The 17,283-nt window shown below is 58.8% G+C and carries 13 protein-coding genes; 5 read left to right on the top strand and 8 right to left on the bottom strand.

The genetic code is table 11. From position 1 onward, the window contains the following. Window positions 1-135: 135 nt before the first annotated feature. Together htpX and KJF94_RS17800 are read right to left on the bottom strand one after the other, a co-directional pair. Window positions 136-1,023 carry a protease HtpX gene (gene htpX, locus KJF94_RS17805; RefSeq protein ID WP_214377579.1) on the bottom strand — a complete coding sequence of 296 codons (888 nt, stop codon included), beginning with the start codon at window positions 1,021-1,023 and terminating at the stop codon, window positions 136-138. 318 nt (window positions 1,024-1,341) lie between these two features. Next, a complete protein-coding gene (locus tag KJF94_RS17800) occupies window positions 1,342-2,553 on the bottom strand; it encodes a pyridoxal phosphate-dependent aminotransferase (RefSeq protein ID WP_008030363.1) in 1,212 nt (403 codons plus the stop codon). Between the two features lie 225 nt (window positions 2,554-2,778). Between KJF94_RS17800 and msrB the strand changes: the two genes are divergently transcribed. The 3 genes from msrB (at window position 2,779) to KJF94_RS17785 (ending at window position 4,305) form a co-directional block, all read left to right on the top strand. Beyond that, window positions 2,779-3,174, top strand: coding sequence for a peptide-methionine (R)-S-oxide reductase MsrB (msrB, locus tag KJF94_RS17795; RefSeq protein WP_033059242.1), 396 nt, complete (start codon window positions 2,779-2,781; stop codon window positions 3,172-3,174). Window positions 3,175-3,361: 187 nt separating this feature from the next. Further along, window positions 3,362-3,847: a glutathione peroxidase gene (locus KJF94_RS17790; protein ID WP_145314951.1), complete on the top strand. Its 486-nt coding sequence runs from the start codon at window positions 3,362-3,364 to the stop codon at window positions 3,845-3,847. Continuing rightward, entirely contained in the window at window positions 3,844-4,305 is a 462-nt protein-coding gene (locus KJF94_RS17785; protein ID WP_214377578.1) for a MarR family winged helix-turn-helix transcriptional regulator, read from the top strand. Before KJF94_RS17790 ends, KJF94_RS17785 begins: the two co-directional genes overlap by 4 nt. Here the strand turns inward: KJF94_RS17785 and KJF94_RS17780 are convergent. Beyond that, entirely contained in the window at window positions 4,289-6,610 is a 2,322-nt protein-coding gene (locus tag KJF94_RS17780; protein ID WP_214377577.1) for a hybrid sensor histidine kinase/response regulator, read from the bottom strand. The genes KJF94_RS17785 and KJF94_RS17780 overlap by 17 nt on opposite strands. A 168-nt stretch (window positions 6,611-6,778) precedes the next feature. Here KJF94_RS17780 and KJF94_RS17775 point away from each other — a divergent pair, with 168 nt between their 5' ends. Continuing rightward, entirely contained in the window at window positions 6,779-7,669 is an 891-nt protein-coding gene (locus KJF94_RS17775) for an ATP-binding protein (protein WP_214377576.1), read from the top strand. Beyond that, a complete protein-coding gene (locus tag KJF94_RS17770) occupies window positions 7,666-8,148 on the top strand; it encodes a GAF domain-containing protein (protein WP_017337388.1) in 483 nt (160 codons plus the stop codon). Before KJF94_RS17775 ends, KJF94_RS17770 begins: the two co-directional genes overlap by 4 nt. On the opposite strand, the gene KJF94_RS17765 is transcribed toward KJF94_RS17770, so the two are convergent. The 5 genes from KJF94_RS17765 to KJF94_RS17745 form a co-directional block, all read right to left on the bottom strand. Next, the gene (locus KJF94_RS17765; protein ID WP_214377575.1) at window positions 8,149-11,091 is read right to left on the bottom strand and encodes an HD domain-containing phosphohydrolase; all 2,943 of its coding nucleotides are present in this window, start codon (window positions 11,089-11,091) and stop codon (window positions 8,149-8,151) included. It lies immediately after the preceding gene. Between the two features lie 50 nt (window positions 11,092-11,141). After that, window positions 11,142-14,447, bottom strand: coding sequence for a transporter substrate-binding domain-containing protein (locus KJF94_RS17760; RefSeq protein ID WP_214377574.1), 3,306 nt, complete (start codon window positions 14,445-14,447; stop codon window positions 11,142-11,144). 8 nt (window positions 14,448-14,455) lie between these two features. Next, the gene (locus KJF94_RS17755; protein WP_214377573.1) at window positions 14,456-15,082 is read right to left on the bottom strand and encodes a response regulator transcription factor; all 627 of its coding nucleotides are present in this window, start codon (window positions 15,080-15,082) and stop codon (window positions 14,456-14,458) included. Between the two features lie 244 nt (window positions 15,083-15,326). Beyond that, a complete protein-coding gene (locus tag KJF94_RS17750; RefSeq protein WP_214377572.1) occupies window positions 15,327-15,731 on the bottom strand; it encodes a response regulator in 405 nt (134 codons plus the stop codon). Between the two features lie 171 nt (window positions 15,732-15,902). After that, on the bottom strand, window positions 15,903-17,231 hold the full coding sequence (locus tag KJF94_RS17745) for a deoxyguanosinetriphosphate triphosphohydrolase (protein ID WP_214377571.1): 1,329 nt from the start codon (window positions 17,229-17,231) through the stop codon (window positions 15,903-15,905). Window positions 17,232-17,283: the final 52 nt, after the last annotated feature.

Genomic DNA, 17,283 nt, shown 5'->3' with positions numbered 1-17,283 from the left:
TCGCTCCCACAGGAGAATGCATTCCAATGTGGGAGCGAGCCTGCTCGCGAAGGGGCCAGAATGAGCGCCTCAACAATCAAGCAGACAAAAAAAAGGCCCGCATTACTGCGGGCCTTTTCTTTAGTGCGGAACCTCTCAGCCCCGGCGACGCAGTGCGTCGATGCGCGCTTCCAGCGGCGGGTGGCTCATGAACATGCGGGCGAACCCTTGTTTGATGCCACCATTGATACCGAACGCATTCAGGGTGTCCGGCATGTGCACCGGCAGGCCTTGTTCTGCACGCAGTCGTTGCAGGGCGCCGATCATCGCGTTGGTACCCGCCAGGCGTGCACCGGCTTCATCCGCACGGAATTCGCGTTTACGCGAGAACCACATGACGATGGAGCTGGCGAGAATGCCCAGGACCAGTTCGGCGAAAATGGTCGCCACGTAGTAGGCGATGCCCTGGCCTTCTTCGTTCTTGAAGATCACCTTGTCGACAAAGTTGCCGATGATCCGTGCAAAGAACATGACGAAGGTGTTCACCACGCCCTGGATCAGCGCCAGCGTGACCATGTCACCGTTGGCCACGTGGCCGATTTCGTGGGCCAGAACCGCTTTCACCTCATCGGGCGAGAATCGTTCGAGCAGGCCCTGGCTAACGGCGACCAGCGCGTCGTTCTTGTTCCAGCCGGTGGCGAAGGCGTTCGCCTCGTAGGCCGGAAAAATCCCGACTTCCGGCATCTTGATCCCGGCTTCGCGGGACAGTTGCTCGACCGTTTGCAGCAGCCATTGCTCATGACGTGTGCGCGGCTGGGTAATGATCTGGGTGCTGGTGCTCATTTTCGCCATCCACTTGGAGATGAACAGCGAGAACAACGAACCGGCGAAACCAAAGACCGCACAGAAAATCAGCAGCTGATTGAGGTTGAGATCAACCCCATTGGCCGCCATGAACCCGTTGAAGCCGAAAAGGCTCAGGGTGATGCTGGCAATCAGCACGACCGCCAGGTTAGTGGCCAAAAACAGCAGGATGCGCATCATGGTTGTAAAAATCTCCTTTTGCTAAAGATGTAGCGTACTGCGGGGTATATAAGGTGCTGCACCGGGCTATTCAACCGGGTGACTATTTCAAACTGTGTCCTACAGCAGAAGTCTAGCCGCTTGCAGGGCGTTTCCGACGTGGATACGGGAAGCGATTGTCAGCCGATTCGCATCGTAAGCCCCGTCAGTGTTGGACGCGGTCACGAAACGGGGAGTCGGTGGACAATTGAAGCGGGGATGCCCGGCGAGGGATAAAGATATGTTGCTGAATTGATCCGCGTGCGACTTTCGTAAAAAAGTCGCACGCGGCCAGACCGATTACTGGCGATAGGATTTGAGGAAGTTGCCGATCCGTCCGATGGCCATGTCCAGGTCATCGACGCGCGGCAAGGTCACGACGCGGAAGTGGTCCGGCCATGGCCAGTTGAAGGCGGTGCCTTGCACCACCAGCAGCTTTTCCGACAGCAGCAGATCGAGCACGAATTTCTCGTCGTTGTGGATCGGGCAGACTTTCGGGTCAATGCGCGGGAACGCATACAGCGCGCCCATCGGCTTGACGCAGCTCACGCCGGGAATGTCGTTGAGCAGTTCCCAGGTTCGGTTGCGCTGTTCCAGCAGACGCCCCTGCGGCAGCACCAGGTCATTGATGCTCTGGTAGCCGCCGAGGGCAGTCTGGATCGCGTGCTGGCTCGGCACGTTGGCACACAGGCGCATGTTCGCCAGCATGTCGATGCCTTCGATGTAGCTTTGCGCGTGATGTTTCGGGCCGGAGATGGCAATCCAGCCGGAACGGAAACCGGCGACGCGGTAGGACTTGGACAGGCCGTTGAAGGTCAGGCACAGCAGGTCCGGCGCCAGCGAGGCGGTGCAGATGTGCACGGCATCGTCGTACAGAATCTTGTCGTAGATCTCATCGGAGAACACCACCAGATTGTGCTGACGGGCCAGCTCCAGCATGCCCAGCAGGACTTCTTTCGAATAGACCGCGCCGGTCGGGTTGTTCGGGTTGATGATCACCAGCGCTTTGGTGTTCGGAGTGATCTTGGCCTTGATGTCGGCCAGGTCCGGCCACCAGTTGGCCTGTTCGTCGCACAGGTAATGCACCGGATTGCCGCCGGACAGGCTCACGGCGGCGGTCCACAGCGGATAGTCGGGAGCCGGCACCAGCACTTCGTCGCCGTTGTTGAGCAGGGCCTGCATCGACATCACGATCAGTTCGGAAACGCCGTTGCCCAGGTAGATGTCTTCAATGCCGACGCCTTCTACCTGCTTCTGCTGGTAGTACTGCATGACGGCTTTACGCGCGCTGAACAGACCCTTGGAGTCGCTGTAGCCCTGGGCCGTCGGCAGGTTGCGGATGACGTCCTGGAGGATTTCGTCCGGCGCTTCGAAACCAAAGGGCGCCGGGTTGCCGATATTCAGCTTGAGGATGCGATGGCCTTCCTCTTCCAGGCGTTTGGCGTGCTTGAGCACTGGGCCGCGAATGTCGTAGCAGACGTTGGCGAGCTTGTTCGATTTGCTGACCTGCATGGCGATGTGTTCCCGAAAATGAACGATCCAGGCGGCGTTTGAACAACCGTGCTGGGAATCCTGCGTATTCACACAGGCTGACGCCTTGAGAGGCAGCACTCATAAATCCGTTTGAATGCGCGTGGTCTGGCTGCCAGACTGGCGTTTGACGAGGCGCAATCATACGTGCCGCCCGATCCGTGGAAAAGGTACAGATCGGGCTTTTTCAGCTGCCGAGGTGTGATGATGGAAAAGTTGGAAAAAACCCTGGAAGAATGGCGGGCGATGCTCGATCCGGAGCAGTACAACGTTTGCCGCCTCAAGGGCACCGAACGCCCGTTCTCCGGCAAATACAATGACAGCAAGGTCGACGGTGTTTACCACTGTATCTGCTGCAACGAGCCGCTTTTCGACTCCAAGACCAAATTTGATTCCGGTTGCGGCTGGCCGAGCTTCTATGCACCGATCGGCGACAGCGCCATGGTCGAGATCCGTGACGTCAGCCACGGCATGATCCGCACCGAAGTGGTCTGCGCCAAATGCGATGCGCACCTGGGGCACGTGTTCCCGGACGGTCCGCCGCCGACAGGCCTAAGGTATTGCATCAACTCGGTGTGCCTGGACCTGGTACCGCGCTCGTAATGCGAGCCCTGTAGGAGCGAAGCTTGCTCGCGAAGGCGTCGGCTCAGTCAACATCAGTGTTGAATGTTAAGACGCCTTCGCGAGCAAGCTTCGCTCCTACAGATATTCAGCGTCCAACAATTTAAATTGCACACAATTCAATTGCTCGCTATGTTTGCCTCATCTTCCCCCACATAGAGCGCACATCATGAGCGACAACCTGCTGAGCATCCCGTGCACCACCATCAAGGGCGAGCAAAAAACCCTGGCTGATTTCGCCGGCAAAGCCGTGCTGGTGGTCAACACCGCGAGCAAATGCGGTTTTACTCCGCAATACAAAGGTCTCGAGGAACTGTGGCAGACCTACAAGGACCAGGGCCTGGTGGTGCTCGGTTTTCCCTGCAACCAGTTCGGCAAGCAGGAGCCGGGTAACGAAGGGGCGATTTCCGAGTTTTGCGAGCTGAACTACGGTGTCAGCTTTCCGTTGTTCAAAAAGATCGACGTTAACGGCACCGGCGCCCATCCGCTGTTCGTGCAGTTGAAAAAACGTGCGCCGGGTGTACTGGGTTCCCAGGGCATCAAGTGGAACTTCACCAAGTTCCTGATCGGCAAGGACGGCCAGCTGGTCAAGCGTTTCGCTCCGGCGACCAAGCCGCAGGACCTGAGCCGCGAGATTGAAGCCCTGCTCAAATGAACACCTTGTCCGTCGATTCCCTGAAGCTCGACAGCCAGCTGTGCTTCAAGCTGTACGCCGCCTCGCGGGCGGTGATCCGCGCGTACAAGCCTATGCTTGATCAACTCGGCCTGACCTATCCGCAATACCTGGCGATGCTGGTGTTGTGGGAATGGCAGGAGGCAGCGCCGGAGCAGCCTACGGTCAAGGCTCTGGGCGAGCGCTTGGCGCTGGACTCCGGCACGTTGACGCCGCTGCTCAAGCGACTTGAACAGTTGCAACTGGTTCAGCGCCAACGTTCGGCGCGGGATGAGCGTGAGGTGCACCTGAGCCTGTCGCCAACCGGCAAGGCGTTACGTGATCAGGTCGGACCGCTCAAGGCCCGTCTGCTGTGCGACAGCGGCGTCGATCTGGACCGGCTCAATGACTTGCGCGATGGCCTCGATCACCTGTTGGGGCAGATCAGGTCACTGTCGTAGTCGGCATCCATAAATCCAGCAGCGCGGCCAGTTCTTCCCGCCGGAATGGTTTGGCCAGGTAGTCGCTCATGCCCGCCGCACGGCAGCGTTCGCGCTCTTCGGACATGGCGTTGGCGGTCAGGGCGACGATGGGCAACTGCGGCCAGCGCCCGCTGCGACGGATTTGCCGACTGGCTTCGTAGCCGTCCATCACCGGCATGTTGCAGTCCATCAGGACCAGATCGAACTCACTGTGTTCCAGCTGATCCAGCGCTTCACCGCCGTGAGCCGCGACAATCACCTCGCAGCCGAGTTTTCCGAGCATGCCCTTTGCCACCAACTGATTCACCGGATTGTCCTCCACCAGCAGCACCCGACCCCGTCGCTGAGGTGAGAGGGCTTCCAGGCGTGCATCGTTGAGGATGTTGATTTCCGGCTGCAGGATTCGCCGCAGTGTCTGGTACAGCGCATTGCGCGCCAGCGGGCGCGCCTGTTGTTGCAGAGGCGCCAGGGCGCTGGCCTGTTCGCTGGGCATGAAACTGCCATAGGCGGTCACCAGCAAAATTGGCGCGGTACAGTTGGGGCGCAGGCCAAACAGGCATTCCGGGCAATCGGTGATCACAATGTCGGGCTTCAGACCGATCATTGAGTCATCGATCGAACGCTGCTGGTAATCGAGCCCCCAACCCGGCAACAGGCTTTTCAACAGTTCTGCCAGGCCGCTGCTTGCAGCGGTAATCGCGATGACCTTGCCGCGCAGCGTCATCGGTGGCAGGGCGCGGGTGTGGCAGGGCAGGGGCAGATCGGCGCAGAACTGGCTGCCGAAACCCGCTTCCGAGCTGATGGTGAGGCGCCCCTGCATGGCTTCGCAGAGGTTGTAGGTCAGCGCCAGCCCCAGCCCGGTGCCGCCGAATTGTCGGGTAATGCCAGCGCCGGCCTGGGTAAAAGGCTGGAAAATCTTGACCTGGGCGTCCTGGGCGATACCGATGCCGGTGTCGCAGACTTCGATTCTGACGCCTTCTTCGAACGTCGACAGGCGCACATCGACCCGACCGAATCGGGTGAACTTGAGCGCGTTGGACAAGAGGTTGCTGACGATCTGCCGCACGCGAGTCGGGTCACCGAGCACCAGTGCCGGAAATGCCGGATCGATCAGGCACGTCAGCTCGACGCTGGGCGCCGCGTTCTGCGACAGCAGGTTGGCGGTGTCCTCGATAAGGGAGCCGAGGTCGAACGGAATGTGTTCGAGTTCGAGCTGGCCGGCGTCGAATTTCGACAGGTCGAGAATATCGTTGAGCAATTCCACCAGCACTTTGCCCGAGTCATGGGCGATGGACAGTTGTTGCTGTTGCTCGGCATTCAGCGGGCCGTCCAGGGAAAGGGCGATCATCCCCAACAAGCCATTGAGGGGCGTGCGGATTTCGTGGCTCATGTTGGCGAGGAACGCCGAGCGCGCCTCGGCCATGTCCAGGGCCGTACTGCGCGCGACTTCCAGTTCCTGATTGGACTGGCTGAGCCGACTGTTGATCGCCTTGAGCTCAGCGGTGCGAGCCGACACGATGTTTTCCAGTTGCCCGAGGTAGTCGGTCAGACGGTTTTCGGCATTGCGTCGCTGCTGGATTTCGGTGGCGATGTTTTCGAACTGCTGGTTTGCAACTTTGACGAGCACACCGATCTCATCGTTTTCATGGCCCGCCGGGTACTCCAGCCAGGTGGGTTCGACGCTGCGCGGGTCGCGGCTGCTGAGTTCGCGGATGACTCGCACCAGCGGTTTGGTCAGCATCACGTAGAACAACGCCAGCAGGATGCCGGTCAGGAGCAGGCTGCGGGCGAAACCATTGAGCAGGGTGATTTCGGCCCGGCGCAGGAACCGGTTGCCGAATGAATAGGTGTCGACGTCCAGACGCAGCGTGCCGAGGGATTCGCTCGGCAAGTGATCCAGATACAGACGGTCTTCGAATGCGCGGTCGGCACCGAACAGGAAGTCGCTGATCACCCGATAGCCGCTCTGCACGCCAGGCCGCTTGACGCTGGCCAGCACGGTGCCGTTGTTGTCGGTCAGTTGCGCGCCGATGATCGCCGGTGAGCGCAGCAGGCCCAGGGTCAGTTCCTGGGCGAGTTCGGCGTCGATGTTGTAGGCAATGCGCGAGGCGGGGTTATGGCTGATTTCCAGTAAAGACAGTATTTCCCGGTTGATGGAGGCGTCTTCACTGGCATAATCGATGCCTATTTGCAGCAGACTGAGCAGCGTGCCCAGAATGAAACCGACCAGCACGGTAAGCCGGGCTTGCTTGTAGGACAGCCGGTTGGTGAACTTGATATCCATGGGGTATTGAACCACTTCCGTTTCCCTTCGCTGCTCAAGCATAGTCGATCATGCATGGATACCGATGTTCTCGCGAGCCCTTGTGCAACAAGGGATGACCCGGGCACCGAACGCCGTGTTCCGTTGCTGTAGCGCCATCATTACTGTGAACGTGCCCGAGGAGAAGACGTGGATTCCCGATTGAATGCTTTTCTTGAACGCGCCGATGCCGTTCTGGCCCGTATCGAACCGCTGCTGCCCGCACCTCGGCAAGCCATCGACTGGACGCAATGCCTGGCCGCACGCTGGCAGCGCGAGGGACGCAGCGGTTTTCTGATGCCGCTGGAGGTCAGCCTCGACATGCGCTTGTCCGATCTGATCGGCGTCGACCGGCAACTGGAGCAACTGGGGCGCAATACCCAACAGTTCATCGACGGCATGCCGGCCAACCACGCATTGCTCTGGGGCTCGCGTGGCACCGGTAAATCGTCGCTGGTGCGCGCCTTGCTGGCCGAACACGCCAAGGCCGGTTTGCGGCTGATCGAAATCGAGCGTGATCACCTGGCGGACTTGCCGCGGGTGGTCGAACAGATCGCCAAGCTGCCCCAGCGCTTCGTGCTGTTCTGCGATGACCTGTCGTTCGAATCGGGCGAAGGTGATTATCGCGTGCTCAAGAGCGTGCTTGACGGTTCCCTCGAACAGGCACCGGACAACGTTTTACTGTACGCCACTTCCAACCGTCGCCATCTGGTTCCGGAAAAGGAAAGCGACAACGAAAACTGGAAACGGGTCGACGGCGAACTGCATCCCAGCGAGGCCGTGGAAGACAAGATCGCGCTCTCGGACCGTTTTGGCCTGTGGCTGTCGTTCTATCCGTTTACCCAGGAACACTTCCTCAATGTGGTTGAGCACTGGATCGGTCAACTGGCCGACAAGGCCGGTCTGAAATGGCAGCGTGACGAAGAACTGGACATCCTCGCGGTGCGCTGGGCCACCGGCCGGGGCAATCGCAACGGACGTTGCGCCTATCAATTTGCCCGCTATTGGGTCGGGCTCAAGCTGTTGGAGCACAAGGCATGATCGATTTACAACAAAGCGGCCAGGGCCTCGAAGGCTACGGCATGCTGCACGCACAGCTGGAATCCTTGCTGGCGGACGAGCGGGACTTCATCGCCAACGCCGCGCAGTTTTCCGCGTTTCTGTACAACCAGCTCGATGACCTGAACTGGGCCGGTTTCTACCTCAATCGTAATGAAGAACTGGTGCTCGGCCCGTTCCAGGGGCAAATCGCCTGCGTGCGAATCCCCTTCGGTCGCGGCGTATGCGGCACGGCGGCGGCGACCTTGCAGACGCAGTTGGTCGAAGACGTGCACGCTTTCCCCGGACATATCGCCTGCGACAGCGCGTCGAACAGCGAACTGGTCGTGCCACTGGTCAAGGACGGCCGCCTGATCGGCGTGCTGGACCTCGACAGCCCGAAGCTCGCGCGGTTTACCGCTGACGATCAAGCCGGCATTGAAAAACTGGCGGCCATTTTCCTGCGCCTGACCGATTGCTGATCATGCCTTGAGGCCTGCCTTGACCAGCAGGCCTGACGGATCCACCGCGTCGATCTGCTGTGGATCAAGAAATCGATCGGCGTACTGCCGGTAGATTTCGGCGTTGATAAACAGCCCGAACAATTCGGGGTCGATGTGGGCATCCCGGCACATGGTGGCCATGATGCCCAGCGCCTCGCTCAAGGATTTGGCTTTCTTGTAAGGGCGATCAGCGGCGGTCAGTGCTTCGAAAATATCGGCAATCGCCATCATCCGCGCCGGCAGGCTCATTTCTTCGCGCTTCAACTGTTTGGGATAACCGGTGCCGTCCATTTTTTCGTGGTGGCCGCCGGCGATTTCCGCGACATTGTTGAGGTGGCCGGGGAAGGGCAGGTGGCTGAGCATCAGGATCGTCTGCACCATGTGGTGGTTGATGATGTAACGCTCCTCGCGAGTCAAGGTGCCCCGGGCAATGCTCAGGTTGTAGAGTTCGCCCCGGTTGTACTTGTAGCGCGGCACGTCGAGTTTGAAACCCCAGGGATTGTCTTCCGGCATCAGTTCGCCCTCGGCGCGTTCGAACAGGTGCTCGGGTTTGTCCGCCAGCAACGGCTCGCTGACCGGCAGGGTCGGCGCCGGTGTTCGCGCCTGGCGCCGGTTCTCTTCCCAGGAAACACCCAATCGGTCATCCAGGGTTCGGGTCCAGGTGCGTTTTGCCAGGCTGCGCAGGCGTTGCAGATCGGCATCGGCCATCGCCTCGCCGCCGAGATTGCAACGGGCAACAAACGCAAAATCATCGTCGAGCCCCGCCAGCGTGGCATTGCGCAGTTCCGCCAGGTGCTGCTCGTCACCACCCTGGGCAAGGGCCTGCCAGTAGCTGATCCAGGCATCGCGCTTGAGCACTTCGAAACGGGTGCGGATTTCGTGAATGCGGTCGTTCAGGGTTTCCAGCTTCGTGGCTTTATCGACGACGTATTCCGGCGTCGTGACCTTGCCGCAGTCATGCAGCCACGCAGCGATGTGCAGCGCCTCCCACTCGTCTTCGGTGGGTTGATAACCGCTGAAGGCGGGGTCCTGACTGGCCGCGGCAGCCTGGGCGAGCATCAAGGTCAGCGCCGGTACGCGCTGGCAGTGGCCGCCGGTGTAGGGACTTTTGGCATCAATCGCGCCGGCCAGCAGTTGAATGAAGGCGTCCAGCAACTGTTTCTGTTTGGCTTGCAGGCGTTGACTTTCGATACTCACGGCGGCTGCACCGGACACGGCCTGAAGGAACGCAATGCGGTCCGGACGAAGCTTCTCGAGATCGCTTTGGTCCCCGCTGTCCTCCAGCAGCAGGATCAGCAGGCCCACGGTTTCGTTATGACGATTGTGCAGGCGGATACCGATCAGATGCACCCGCGGGCACTCCATCGCCAGCAACACTTTCTGCAAATCCCCCGCCTGTTCGAAACCGAGACTGATGACCACATTGTCGGCATTCGACAACTGCAGCAGCCATTCAGGGCTTTGTGGGCCGCCGGGCTCGTGGCCGCGAATGTCGAACATTGGCAATGCCTGTGAAATGTCGTCGATGACCAGACCGTGAGGCACCATGCGATCACCGTCATTTTCCCGCAGGTAGATAAGACCAGCCTGGGCCTGGCCGATTTTCACGGTTTCGAACAACACCCGGTCCAGCAAGGGCGCGAACCGGGTCTCGGCGCTCAGGCTGTCGGTGATCTGGAAAAAACTCGCCAGGGTATCTTTCATGCGGGTCATCGACACACTCAGTTGGTCGACTTCGAGCACCGGCGAGCGACGAGAGACCGGGAAATGGAAATTGAAACTGCGAATGGCGTCGGCTTCCTGCACCAGTGCGCGAAGGGGTTTGACCAGGATTCTCGAGGTCAGCCAGCCCAGCGGCAGGCACAACAGCAACGTGGCCAACGTAATCAACGCACCTTGCCAGCGCATGCGGTAGGCCTCGGCGAGCAATTCGTCTTCCGGCACCAGCAGCGCCAGTTGCAGTCCCTGGGGACCACCCTCCTGCATGTGACTGCGGGCAACGATCCATTGGCGGCCGGCGGCCTTTAGCCGATTGCCTGTTGGCGGGTTGTTCAGCAATGCGCCGAGACTGGGGCTCAGGTCAGCGGCCTTGCTCAGGCGGGCGGTCTGGTCGTCGACGATCAGCTTGTTGCTGTCGGGGTAAGCGATGGCATTGCCTTCGGCATCGAACAGCACGATTTCGGTACTGGGGGTGACGACATGTTTGGCCAGGGTCGCGGACAGTTCGGCCAGCGTCAGGTCGGCGCCCAGGATTGCGTGGGCACCGCTGCGGCGGGCCAGGGTGGTGCCGACGTTGTGGGTGGAGAAAAAGAGGTAGGGTTCGGTGATGATCTGATCGCTGTTGCGGCGGGCATTGGAAAACCAGTTACGTGTTCGCGGATCGTAGGTGTCGTCGGGATTGTCCTGCCGACCGACGAGGTTCAGGTCCTGATCGAAAAACAGAGACTGGGAATGCGCCGGGCCGTCGTTTCGCTCGATGCTCCACACCTGATATACCGCGTTGCCGGGAGCGTTGAGCAGGGTTTTCAGGGCGGCGGTCCGCAAGGGGCGAACCATGAAGAAATCACCGTTGTCGTAGCCCAGGTACAGCGAGGCCAGGTCAGGGTTGTCCTTGAGCGACTGGCTGAAGGGACCGAGCAGCGCCAGGCGTTGTTCCAGGTGAGTAGCCTGCGCCGCCGGGTTGTATACCAGCAGGCTCAACAGATGATGGATGGGTTCATAGGTGGCGTGCAGGTCCAGCCGGACGTCCTGCTCGATGCGCTCGAAGAGCTTTTCACTGCTGGAAAGAATGATCTGCGTGGTTTGCCGATAGTTGAAAATGCCCAACACCACGCCAGTCAGCAGCAACAGCAGGGTAAACATCACACTGATGTGCACGTGCAGGGGAAACCGCCGTTGATCCGGGCGCAGTGGGCTGGGCATTGCGGCGTCTCTCCATGATGGTTAACACACAGCTCAGCGACCAAGCATAGTTAAGGCTCCATCGTTCTGCTTTTGTCGTTTTGACCCATTTGTTGCTGCAATGCCTGCTCCAGCTCGAGCATTGCGCGTTCTACGGACTTCCTGCATTCGGCCACTTCGTCATGATAAAAAACTTCATGGCAGGCCTGTTCGAGCGCTTCGCAGCTATCGATCAAACGGTTGGCCTGGACAATTCGGGCTGCGCCCTTGATTTTGTGGGCGATATCGAGAAACAACTGCGGATCGTTCGACCGGGATAGCGCCTGCAACGCTTGTCGGTCCAGACGGTTGCTGGTGAGCAGTTCGGTCAACAGTCGCAGGTCTAATGCCGGGTTGCCCCCCGTCAACAAGTGCAGTCCTTTGAGGCTGAAGGCGGGACCTCGGTCGGTCGGTACGATGCCTGCAACCCATTGACTCAAGGCGGTCAGCGTCAGCGGCTTGAACAGGCAGTCGTCCATCCCGGCCTGTTTGCAGCGCTGTCGTTCTTCCGGTTGTGCGTTGGCGGTAAAGCCCAGAACGGTGCAGGGGGGACGATCGGATTGCTGTTCATGGTCGCGGATAGCGCGAGCGAGTTCGTATCCATTCATGACCGGCATGTTGCAGTCGACGATCACCAGATCGAACAACCCTGTCTTCCAGGCTTCGAGGCCTGCCTCGCCATCCTCGGCAACGCCGAATCGATGCCCTAGAAACTCCAGTTGCTGACACATCAGCAAGCGATTGGCCGGGTGATCGTCGATCACCAGAATGTTCAAGGGCGCAGTGGACGTGTGGATGGGCGTTTCAGTGGTTTGCGGCACCTGCTCGACTGGCAGAGTGGGCAGAAGCAGCGAAACCTGGACCTGCGTGCCGACTCCGGGCTGGCTGCCCAGTTGCAGGCTGCCGCCCATCATTTCGCACAGACTTCGGCTGATCACCAGACCCAGACCGGCGCCGCCTCTGCCTGACTGCCCGGTGCCACTGGCCTGGGCGAAAGGTTCGAACAGTCGTCGTTGATCCTGTTCGCTGATCCCGATGCCGCTGTCCTCAACCTGCAACAGCATCCGGACTTGCTCGGGTTCAGCCGTCGCCAGCAACTCAACGGTGATCCTGACCTGGCCCTGTTCCGTGAATTTGATGGCGTTGCTGACCAGGTTCGACAGCACCTGCTTGAAACGCATTGGGTCCAGCAGGACATCGATCGCCGGATTGGCCGGGTTGAGCTCCAGCAGCAGTTCAAGGTTTTTCTGACGAGCCAGGCCCTCGAAGATCCGCACGACCGACCCCACGATTTCATTCGGATTCACCCGTTCCGGGCTCAGGCTCAGACGCCCGGATTCGATCCGTGCAATGTCGAGAATGTCGCCGATCAGTTCCAGCAGGTCCTTGGCCGAGTTGTAGGCCACGTCAATGGCCGGACGGTCTGGATGGTTGCTCTCGATGCGCTTCAGCGTCAGTTCGAGCATACCGATGACCGCATTCATCGGTGTGCGGATCTCATGGCTCATGGTCGCCAGAAACGTGCTTTTGGCGCGGTTGGCTTCATCGGCACGTTCCTTCGCACAGCGCAGCTCTTCGAACAGTTGGCGCCGCTCGGTCAATTGATCGTTCAGCGCGCGCTCTGCCGCCTGACGCTGTTTGATCTGGCGACGCATGTAGGCATTCCAGGCAGCGGAAAGCAGTAGCAGCACGCCGGCCCCGATCACGATCTGATAGAACAATCGCTGGTAGTTGCGCCAGGTGCTTTGCGAGGACGCCGAATAGCCACGCCAGCGGCTGTTGATGATGCCCAGTTCTTCCGGCGCGATGCTCAGGAGTGCCTTGTTGAGGATGGCGTTCAGCTCTTTGGCCTCTCGCCCGGTCGCCAGGGAAAATGCGGCCTGCCGGGTGCCGATGGTGGTCCGGATCTGAAGTGTGTGCTCGAAAAGCCGTGATGAAATGAAGTAGTTGGCGATGACCAGTGAATTCACCGAACCTTCTGCCTTGCCTTCGGCGAGCAACTCAACTGCGCTGAACGCGTCCGGTGTTTCAATCAACCTGATTCGCGGGAACTCGCGGCGCAGATAGTCCACCAGTGGGTTGCCCTGGGCGATGGTCAGGCGTTTGCCCTCCAACTGCTCAAGGTTTGCCGGGCTGTCGGCGGCTTTGCGAGTCAGAAGGACGAAGGAGTTTTGCAGATAAGGACGGGTGAAGTTCAGCGCTGTATCACCTTCGGTGCTGGGGAGCAGGGCGGCGATCACGTCGGCTTTATCGTCCTTGATCTGTTCGATCATTTCGTCATCGTTTCGGCTGCGTCGGATGTCGAAGCGCAGGCCGGTGCGCAATCTGATCAGTTCGAGCAGGTCTGCAGTGACACCGCGAAAATTGCCATTGCTGTCGAAAAACGACAGCGGCGCAAGGGCCTCATTGACCACCACGCGCACGACCGGATGTTGCGCCAGCCATTGTTCCTCCGGGTCGGTGAGTTGTAGCTTCTGGTCGGTGAGCAGAATGTCGCTGCCGGCACTCCAGCGCTCGGCGATGTTCTGCCGTTCGCTGGCGGGGATGGCCATGAGCATGGCATTGATGATCCCGAGCAATTCCGGGTTGTGCCTGTGCACGGCAAAGCTGAAACCGTGGGCTTCGTGTTTGCCGAAGTTGGCCATGCGGATGTTGTTCAGGTAACCCTTGTTGATCATGTAATGGGTCGAGATGGTGTCGCCCAGGAAGACATCGGCCTGATCGAAGGCCACCGCATTGATCGCATTCTGGTAGGACGGATAGGACGTAATGGTCGCTTTGGGGTACAGAGCCCTGACTTCCTCCAGTGGCAAGTAGTGATACACCATGCTCAGCCGCAAGCCGGCAAGGCCATCGGTCAGGGATCGGGTTTCTCCCTCCCGCGTCACCAGAACCGGCTGGTCCACGGCGTAGGGCGTAGAAAGCACGATATCGGCATTGTGAGCCTCAAATCCATTGGCCGTGCCGAGCAGATCCACCTCGCCTTTTTCCAGTGCCCTGATGGCAGCCCCGCGGGACGCAAAGCGCTGGACCTTCACCGGTAAACCGAGGGTCTTGCCGAGGATGCCTGCATAATCGGCGGTAAAACCTTCGTAATCCTTGCCGCTGACGGTCATGTCGAAAGGAGGATAGTCCGGGGCCGACGTGCCCAGGATCAGTTCGCGCTTGCCCGTTATCCATTTTCGTTGCGATAGATCCAGTTGAACATCCAGATGCCTGATCGTCGAGCGACTGAGCAGGGTGAAGTGTTCGCTGGCAGTCTGCGAAGCAGGCACGGAGGTGCTCAGGCATAAACCTGCAGCCACGAGAATCAGATAATCCTTTATGCGACGGGGCATCCTGTGTCTCACACTAATGCGTTACGTTTTGCCATTTCGATGAGTTCAACCAGGGATTTGGCTTTGAGTTTCTGCATAAGTCGTTTTTTATAGGTGCTGACAGTCTTGTTGCTTAGAAACATGCCTTTTGCAATTTCCTTGTTGGTACGGCCTTGTGCAAAAAGTTGCAATACCATCAGCTCCCTATCGTTGACTGACTTGAACAGTTCCAGTTCGGCGTAACGCACGTCATCACCACGGACAGGATTCAAGGCCTGACTGGGGAAGTAGTTGTAACCTGACAATACCGCCTTTATGGCGCTGACCAGTTCACTCAGCTCTTCCTGTTTGCAGACATAACCTGACGCCCCGGATTGCATGCAGCGAATACCAAACAGTGTCGGGCACTGCGCAGTCAATACCAGTGTTTTAAGCGGTGTACTCATTGCGTTGAAACGCGCGAGAACTTCAAGGCCATCCAGCTTTGGAATGCTGATATCGAGAATGACCAGGTCAGGCATGCATTCACGCACCATCTGCATGGCGTCAACCCCATTGTCGGATTCGCCGACAACTTTGTAACCTTCGTGCTCCAGTAACATTCGGACGGCAAGACGGATGACAGGGTGATCGTCGACAATAAAAACGGAGTTCATAATCAAATCCCATACGAGCTCAAATAAAGCGCGCACCTTAGCTCAGATAGTTGATGGGACGCATGAACTGACGGACCTCAAGCAGCAATATAGGAAAAGTCCTACAAGCGAAAAGGAATGGGGCTACGAATCAACTAGGTTTTGAATGAGGACGGGTGGAGTTACTGGTGTCAGTCGGTGTTTCAAAGTTTTACTTCGCAAGTTTCAAGTAGTGCTTGGATGGAGTGTGTCGAAATTTGTTTTTTTATAATTGGATTGAGCTCAATAATTTTCTGAATTCGAATTGTTTCAATGGTTTTGTCAAGTAACCAAGTAGGGGCAGTCCGTGTGCGTTTGCTGTTTTTTCAAGTCTTTCAAGTTCTGTGCAGGTCAGACTGCTTAATAGTATTGCCTGTTTGATCATCCCTCGATGACTGGCGAATTTGACCAGATCCAGCCCGGGAAGATCGGGTAGGCATTGATCGCACAACAGAATGTCAAATGGTTGCACCGCCGCCAGCATTTGTTGCAAGGCACCTTGGGCACTGTCGGAGGTCGTCAGTTGGGTGAAACCGTAACTTTCAAGCAGGTACTGTGTCGCCCTTAGTTGAAAGGGATGATCTTCCACCAGCAGGATGCGCAAATCGTCTTCGAACCTGGGATTACTCACGCTTTATCTCTCATACAGAGGGGCCTGTCATTATTTCGCGAGAATGGCGAGCAATCGATCAGTTTGCTCGGCGTGAGGTGTAGGGGAATTCGGTGAATGCTGAACGCACTTGGGGTTTCAGTGGCTGATCAGCCATTCCTGATGGTGTAATGGCTGTTCAGTCGGGTTTCGTCAGTGGCTCGAACGGCCGGTCATCTCCAGCGCCATTTCGCTGGCATAGCTGTCGGTCATGCCGGCGATGAAATCAATCATGCGCAGGAACGAAGTGTGTAGCGGGCCGTAAGGGTCGGGCGCGTTGTTGCCCAACAGATCAAGGATGCGACGACTCTTGAAGGACGGCGTCCGACCGTTGTGCTGTTCCAGCGCCGCGCCGCAGAACGCGTTGAGCAGGATTTCCAGCGTGGTATAGGCGCCGATCTCGTGCAGGGTCTTGCGCTTGTCCTGGAAGATCTTTTTGCGCGCCATGTCTTTGGCATTCAGTACGCAGCGTTTGGCGGGGCCGTGCATGTGTTCCACCAGATCGCCAGGCAGCGTGCCGGCCAGCAACGCGTCCTGTTGCTCGACAAAGGCGCGGGCTGCGGCGTTGGTCAGGTGCTCGATGGCTTTGCCCCGCAGGATTGCCAGTTTGCGTCGACGCGAATCCCGCGGGCCGAGCTGACGATAGGTCTCCGGCAGATCGTCGCCCACCAGGTCCAGCAACAGGGACTCGACTTCGGCGTACTCCAGCAACTCCATTTCCAGGCCATCTTCGAGGTCAATCAGCGCGTAGCAGATGTCGTCGGCAGCCTCCATCAGATACACCAGCGGATGGCGTGCCCAGCGTTGTTCCTCAAGTTGCGGCAGGCCGAGTTTATGAGCGATCTGCTCCAGCAGCGGCAGTTCACTCTGATAACAGCCAAACTTGTGTTTCTTGTAACCCAGTGAATCGGCGTGCTTGGCCGTCCATGGGTATTTCAGATAGGTACCCAGCGTGGCGTAGGTCAGCCGGGTGCCGCCATCGAACTGGTGATATTCCAGCTGGGTGAGCACCCGGAAGCCCTGGGCGTTGCCTTCGAAATTGAGGAAGTCATCACGTTCGACTTCGCTCATTGCATCCAGCCATCCACGGCCGGCGGCTTGCTGGAACCAGTGACGGATTGCGTCTTCACCAGAGTGACCGAAGGGTGGATTGCCTATGTCGTGGGCCAGGCAAGCCGATTGCACCACCATGCCCAGGTCGCTGGGTTCGCACCAGTCAGGCAGTGCGCTGCGGATGGTTTCGCCGACGCGCATACCCAGCGAACGGCCGACGCAACTGACTTCCAGCGAGTGGGTCAGGCGCGTGTGGATGTGATCGTTGCTGGAGACCGGATGAACCTGGGTCTTGCGCCCGAGGCGGCGAAACGCGCCCGAGAAAATGATGCGGTCGTGGTCTTTGTGGAAAGGGCTGCGGCCGAGTTCTTCCGGGCTGTGCAGAGGCTTTCCGAGGCGTTCGCGGGTGAGCAGGGTTTGCCAATCCAAGGCTGGTTCTCTCCGTCAGGTGACTGAGCGCCTAGCTTCCCGTTTCACACCG

Source organism: Pseudomonas hormoni (assembly GCF_018502625.1).
Taxonomy (GTDB): domain Bacteria; phylum Pseudomonadota; class Gammaproteobacteria; order Pseudomonadales; family Pseudomonadaceae; genus Aquipseudomonas; species Aquipseudomonas hormoni.
The sequence above is the reverse complement of the archived record's forward strand: the minus strand, read 5'-3'. Positions and strand labels throughout refer to the sequence as shown.

Excerpts from the sequence above, each read along its gene's own strand:
- htpX (WP_214377579.1), bottom strand. The coding sequence starts at position 1,023 with ATGATGCGCATCCTGCTGTTTTTGGCCACTAACCTGGCGGTCGTGCTG.
- KJF94_RS17800 (WP_008030363.1), bottom strand. The coding sequence starts at position 2,553 with ATGCAGGTCAGCAAATCGAACAAGCTCGCCAACGTCTGCTACGACATT.
- msrB (WP_033059242.1), top strand. The coding sequence starts at position 2,779 with ATGGAAAAGTTGGAAAAAACCCTGGAAGAATGGCGGGCGATGCTCGAT.
- KJF94_RS17790 (WP_145314951.1), top strand. The coding sequence starts at position 3,362 with ATGAGCGACAACCTGCTGAGCATCCCGTGCACCACCATCAAGGGCGAG.
- KJF94_RS17785 (WP_214377578.1), top strand. The coding sequence starts at position 3,844 with ATGAACACCTTGTCCGTCGATTCCCTGAAGCTCGACAGCCAGCTGTGC.
- KJF94_RS17780 (WP_214377577.1), bottom strand. The coding sequence starts at position 6,610 with ATGGATATCAAGTTCACCAACCGGCTGTCCTACAAGCAAGCCCGGCTT.
- KJF94_RS17770 (WP_017337388.1), top strand. The coding sequence starts at position 7,666 with ATGATCGATTTACAACAAAGCGGCCAGGGCCTCGAAGGCTACGGCATG.
- KJF94_RS17765 (WP_214377575.1), bottom strand. The coding sequence starts at position 11,091 with ATGCCCAGCCCACTGCGCCCGGATCAACGGCGGTTTCCCCTGCACGTG.
- KJF94_RS17760 (WP_214377574.1), bottom strand. The coding sequence starts at position 14,447 with ATGCCCCGTCGCATAAAGGATTATCTGATTCTCGTGGCTGCAGGTTTA.
- KJF94_RS17755 (WP_214377573.1), bottom strand. The coding sequence starts at position 15,082 with ATGAACTCCGTTTTTATTGTCGACGATCACCCTGTCATCCGTCTTGCC.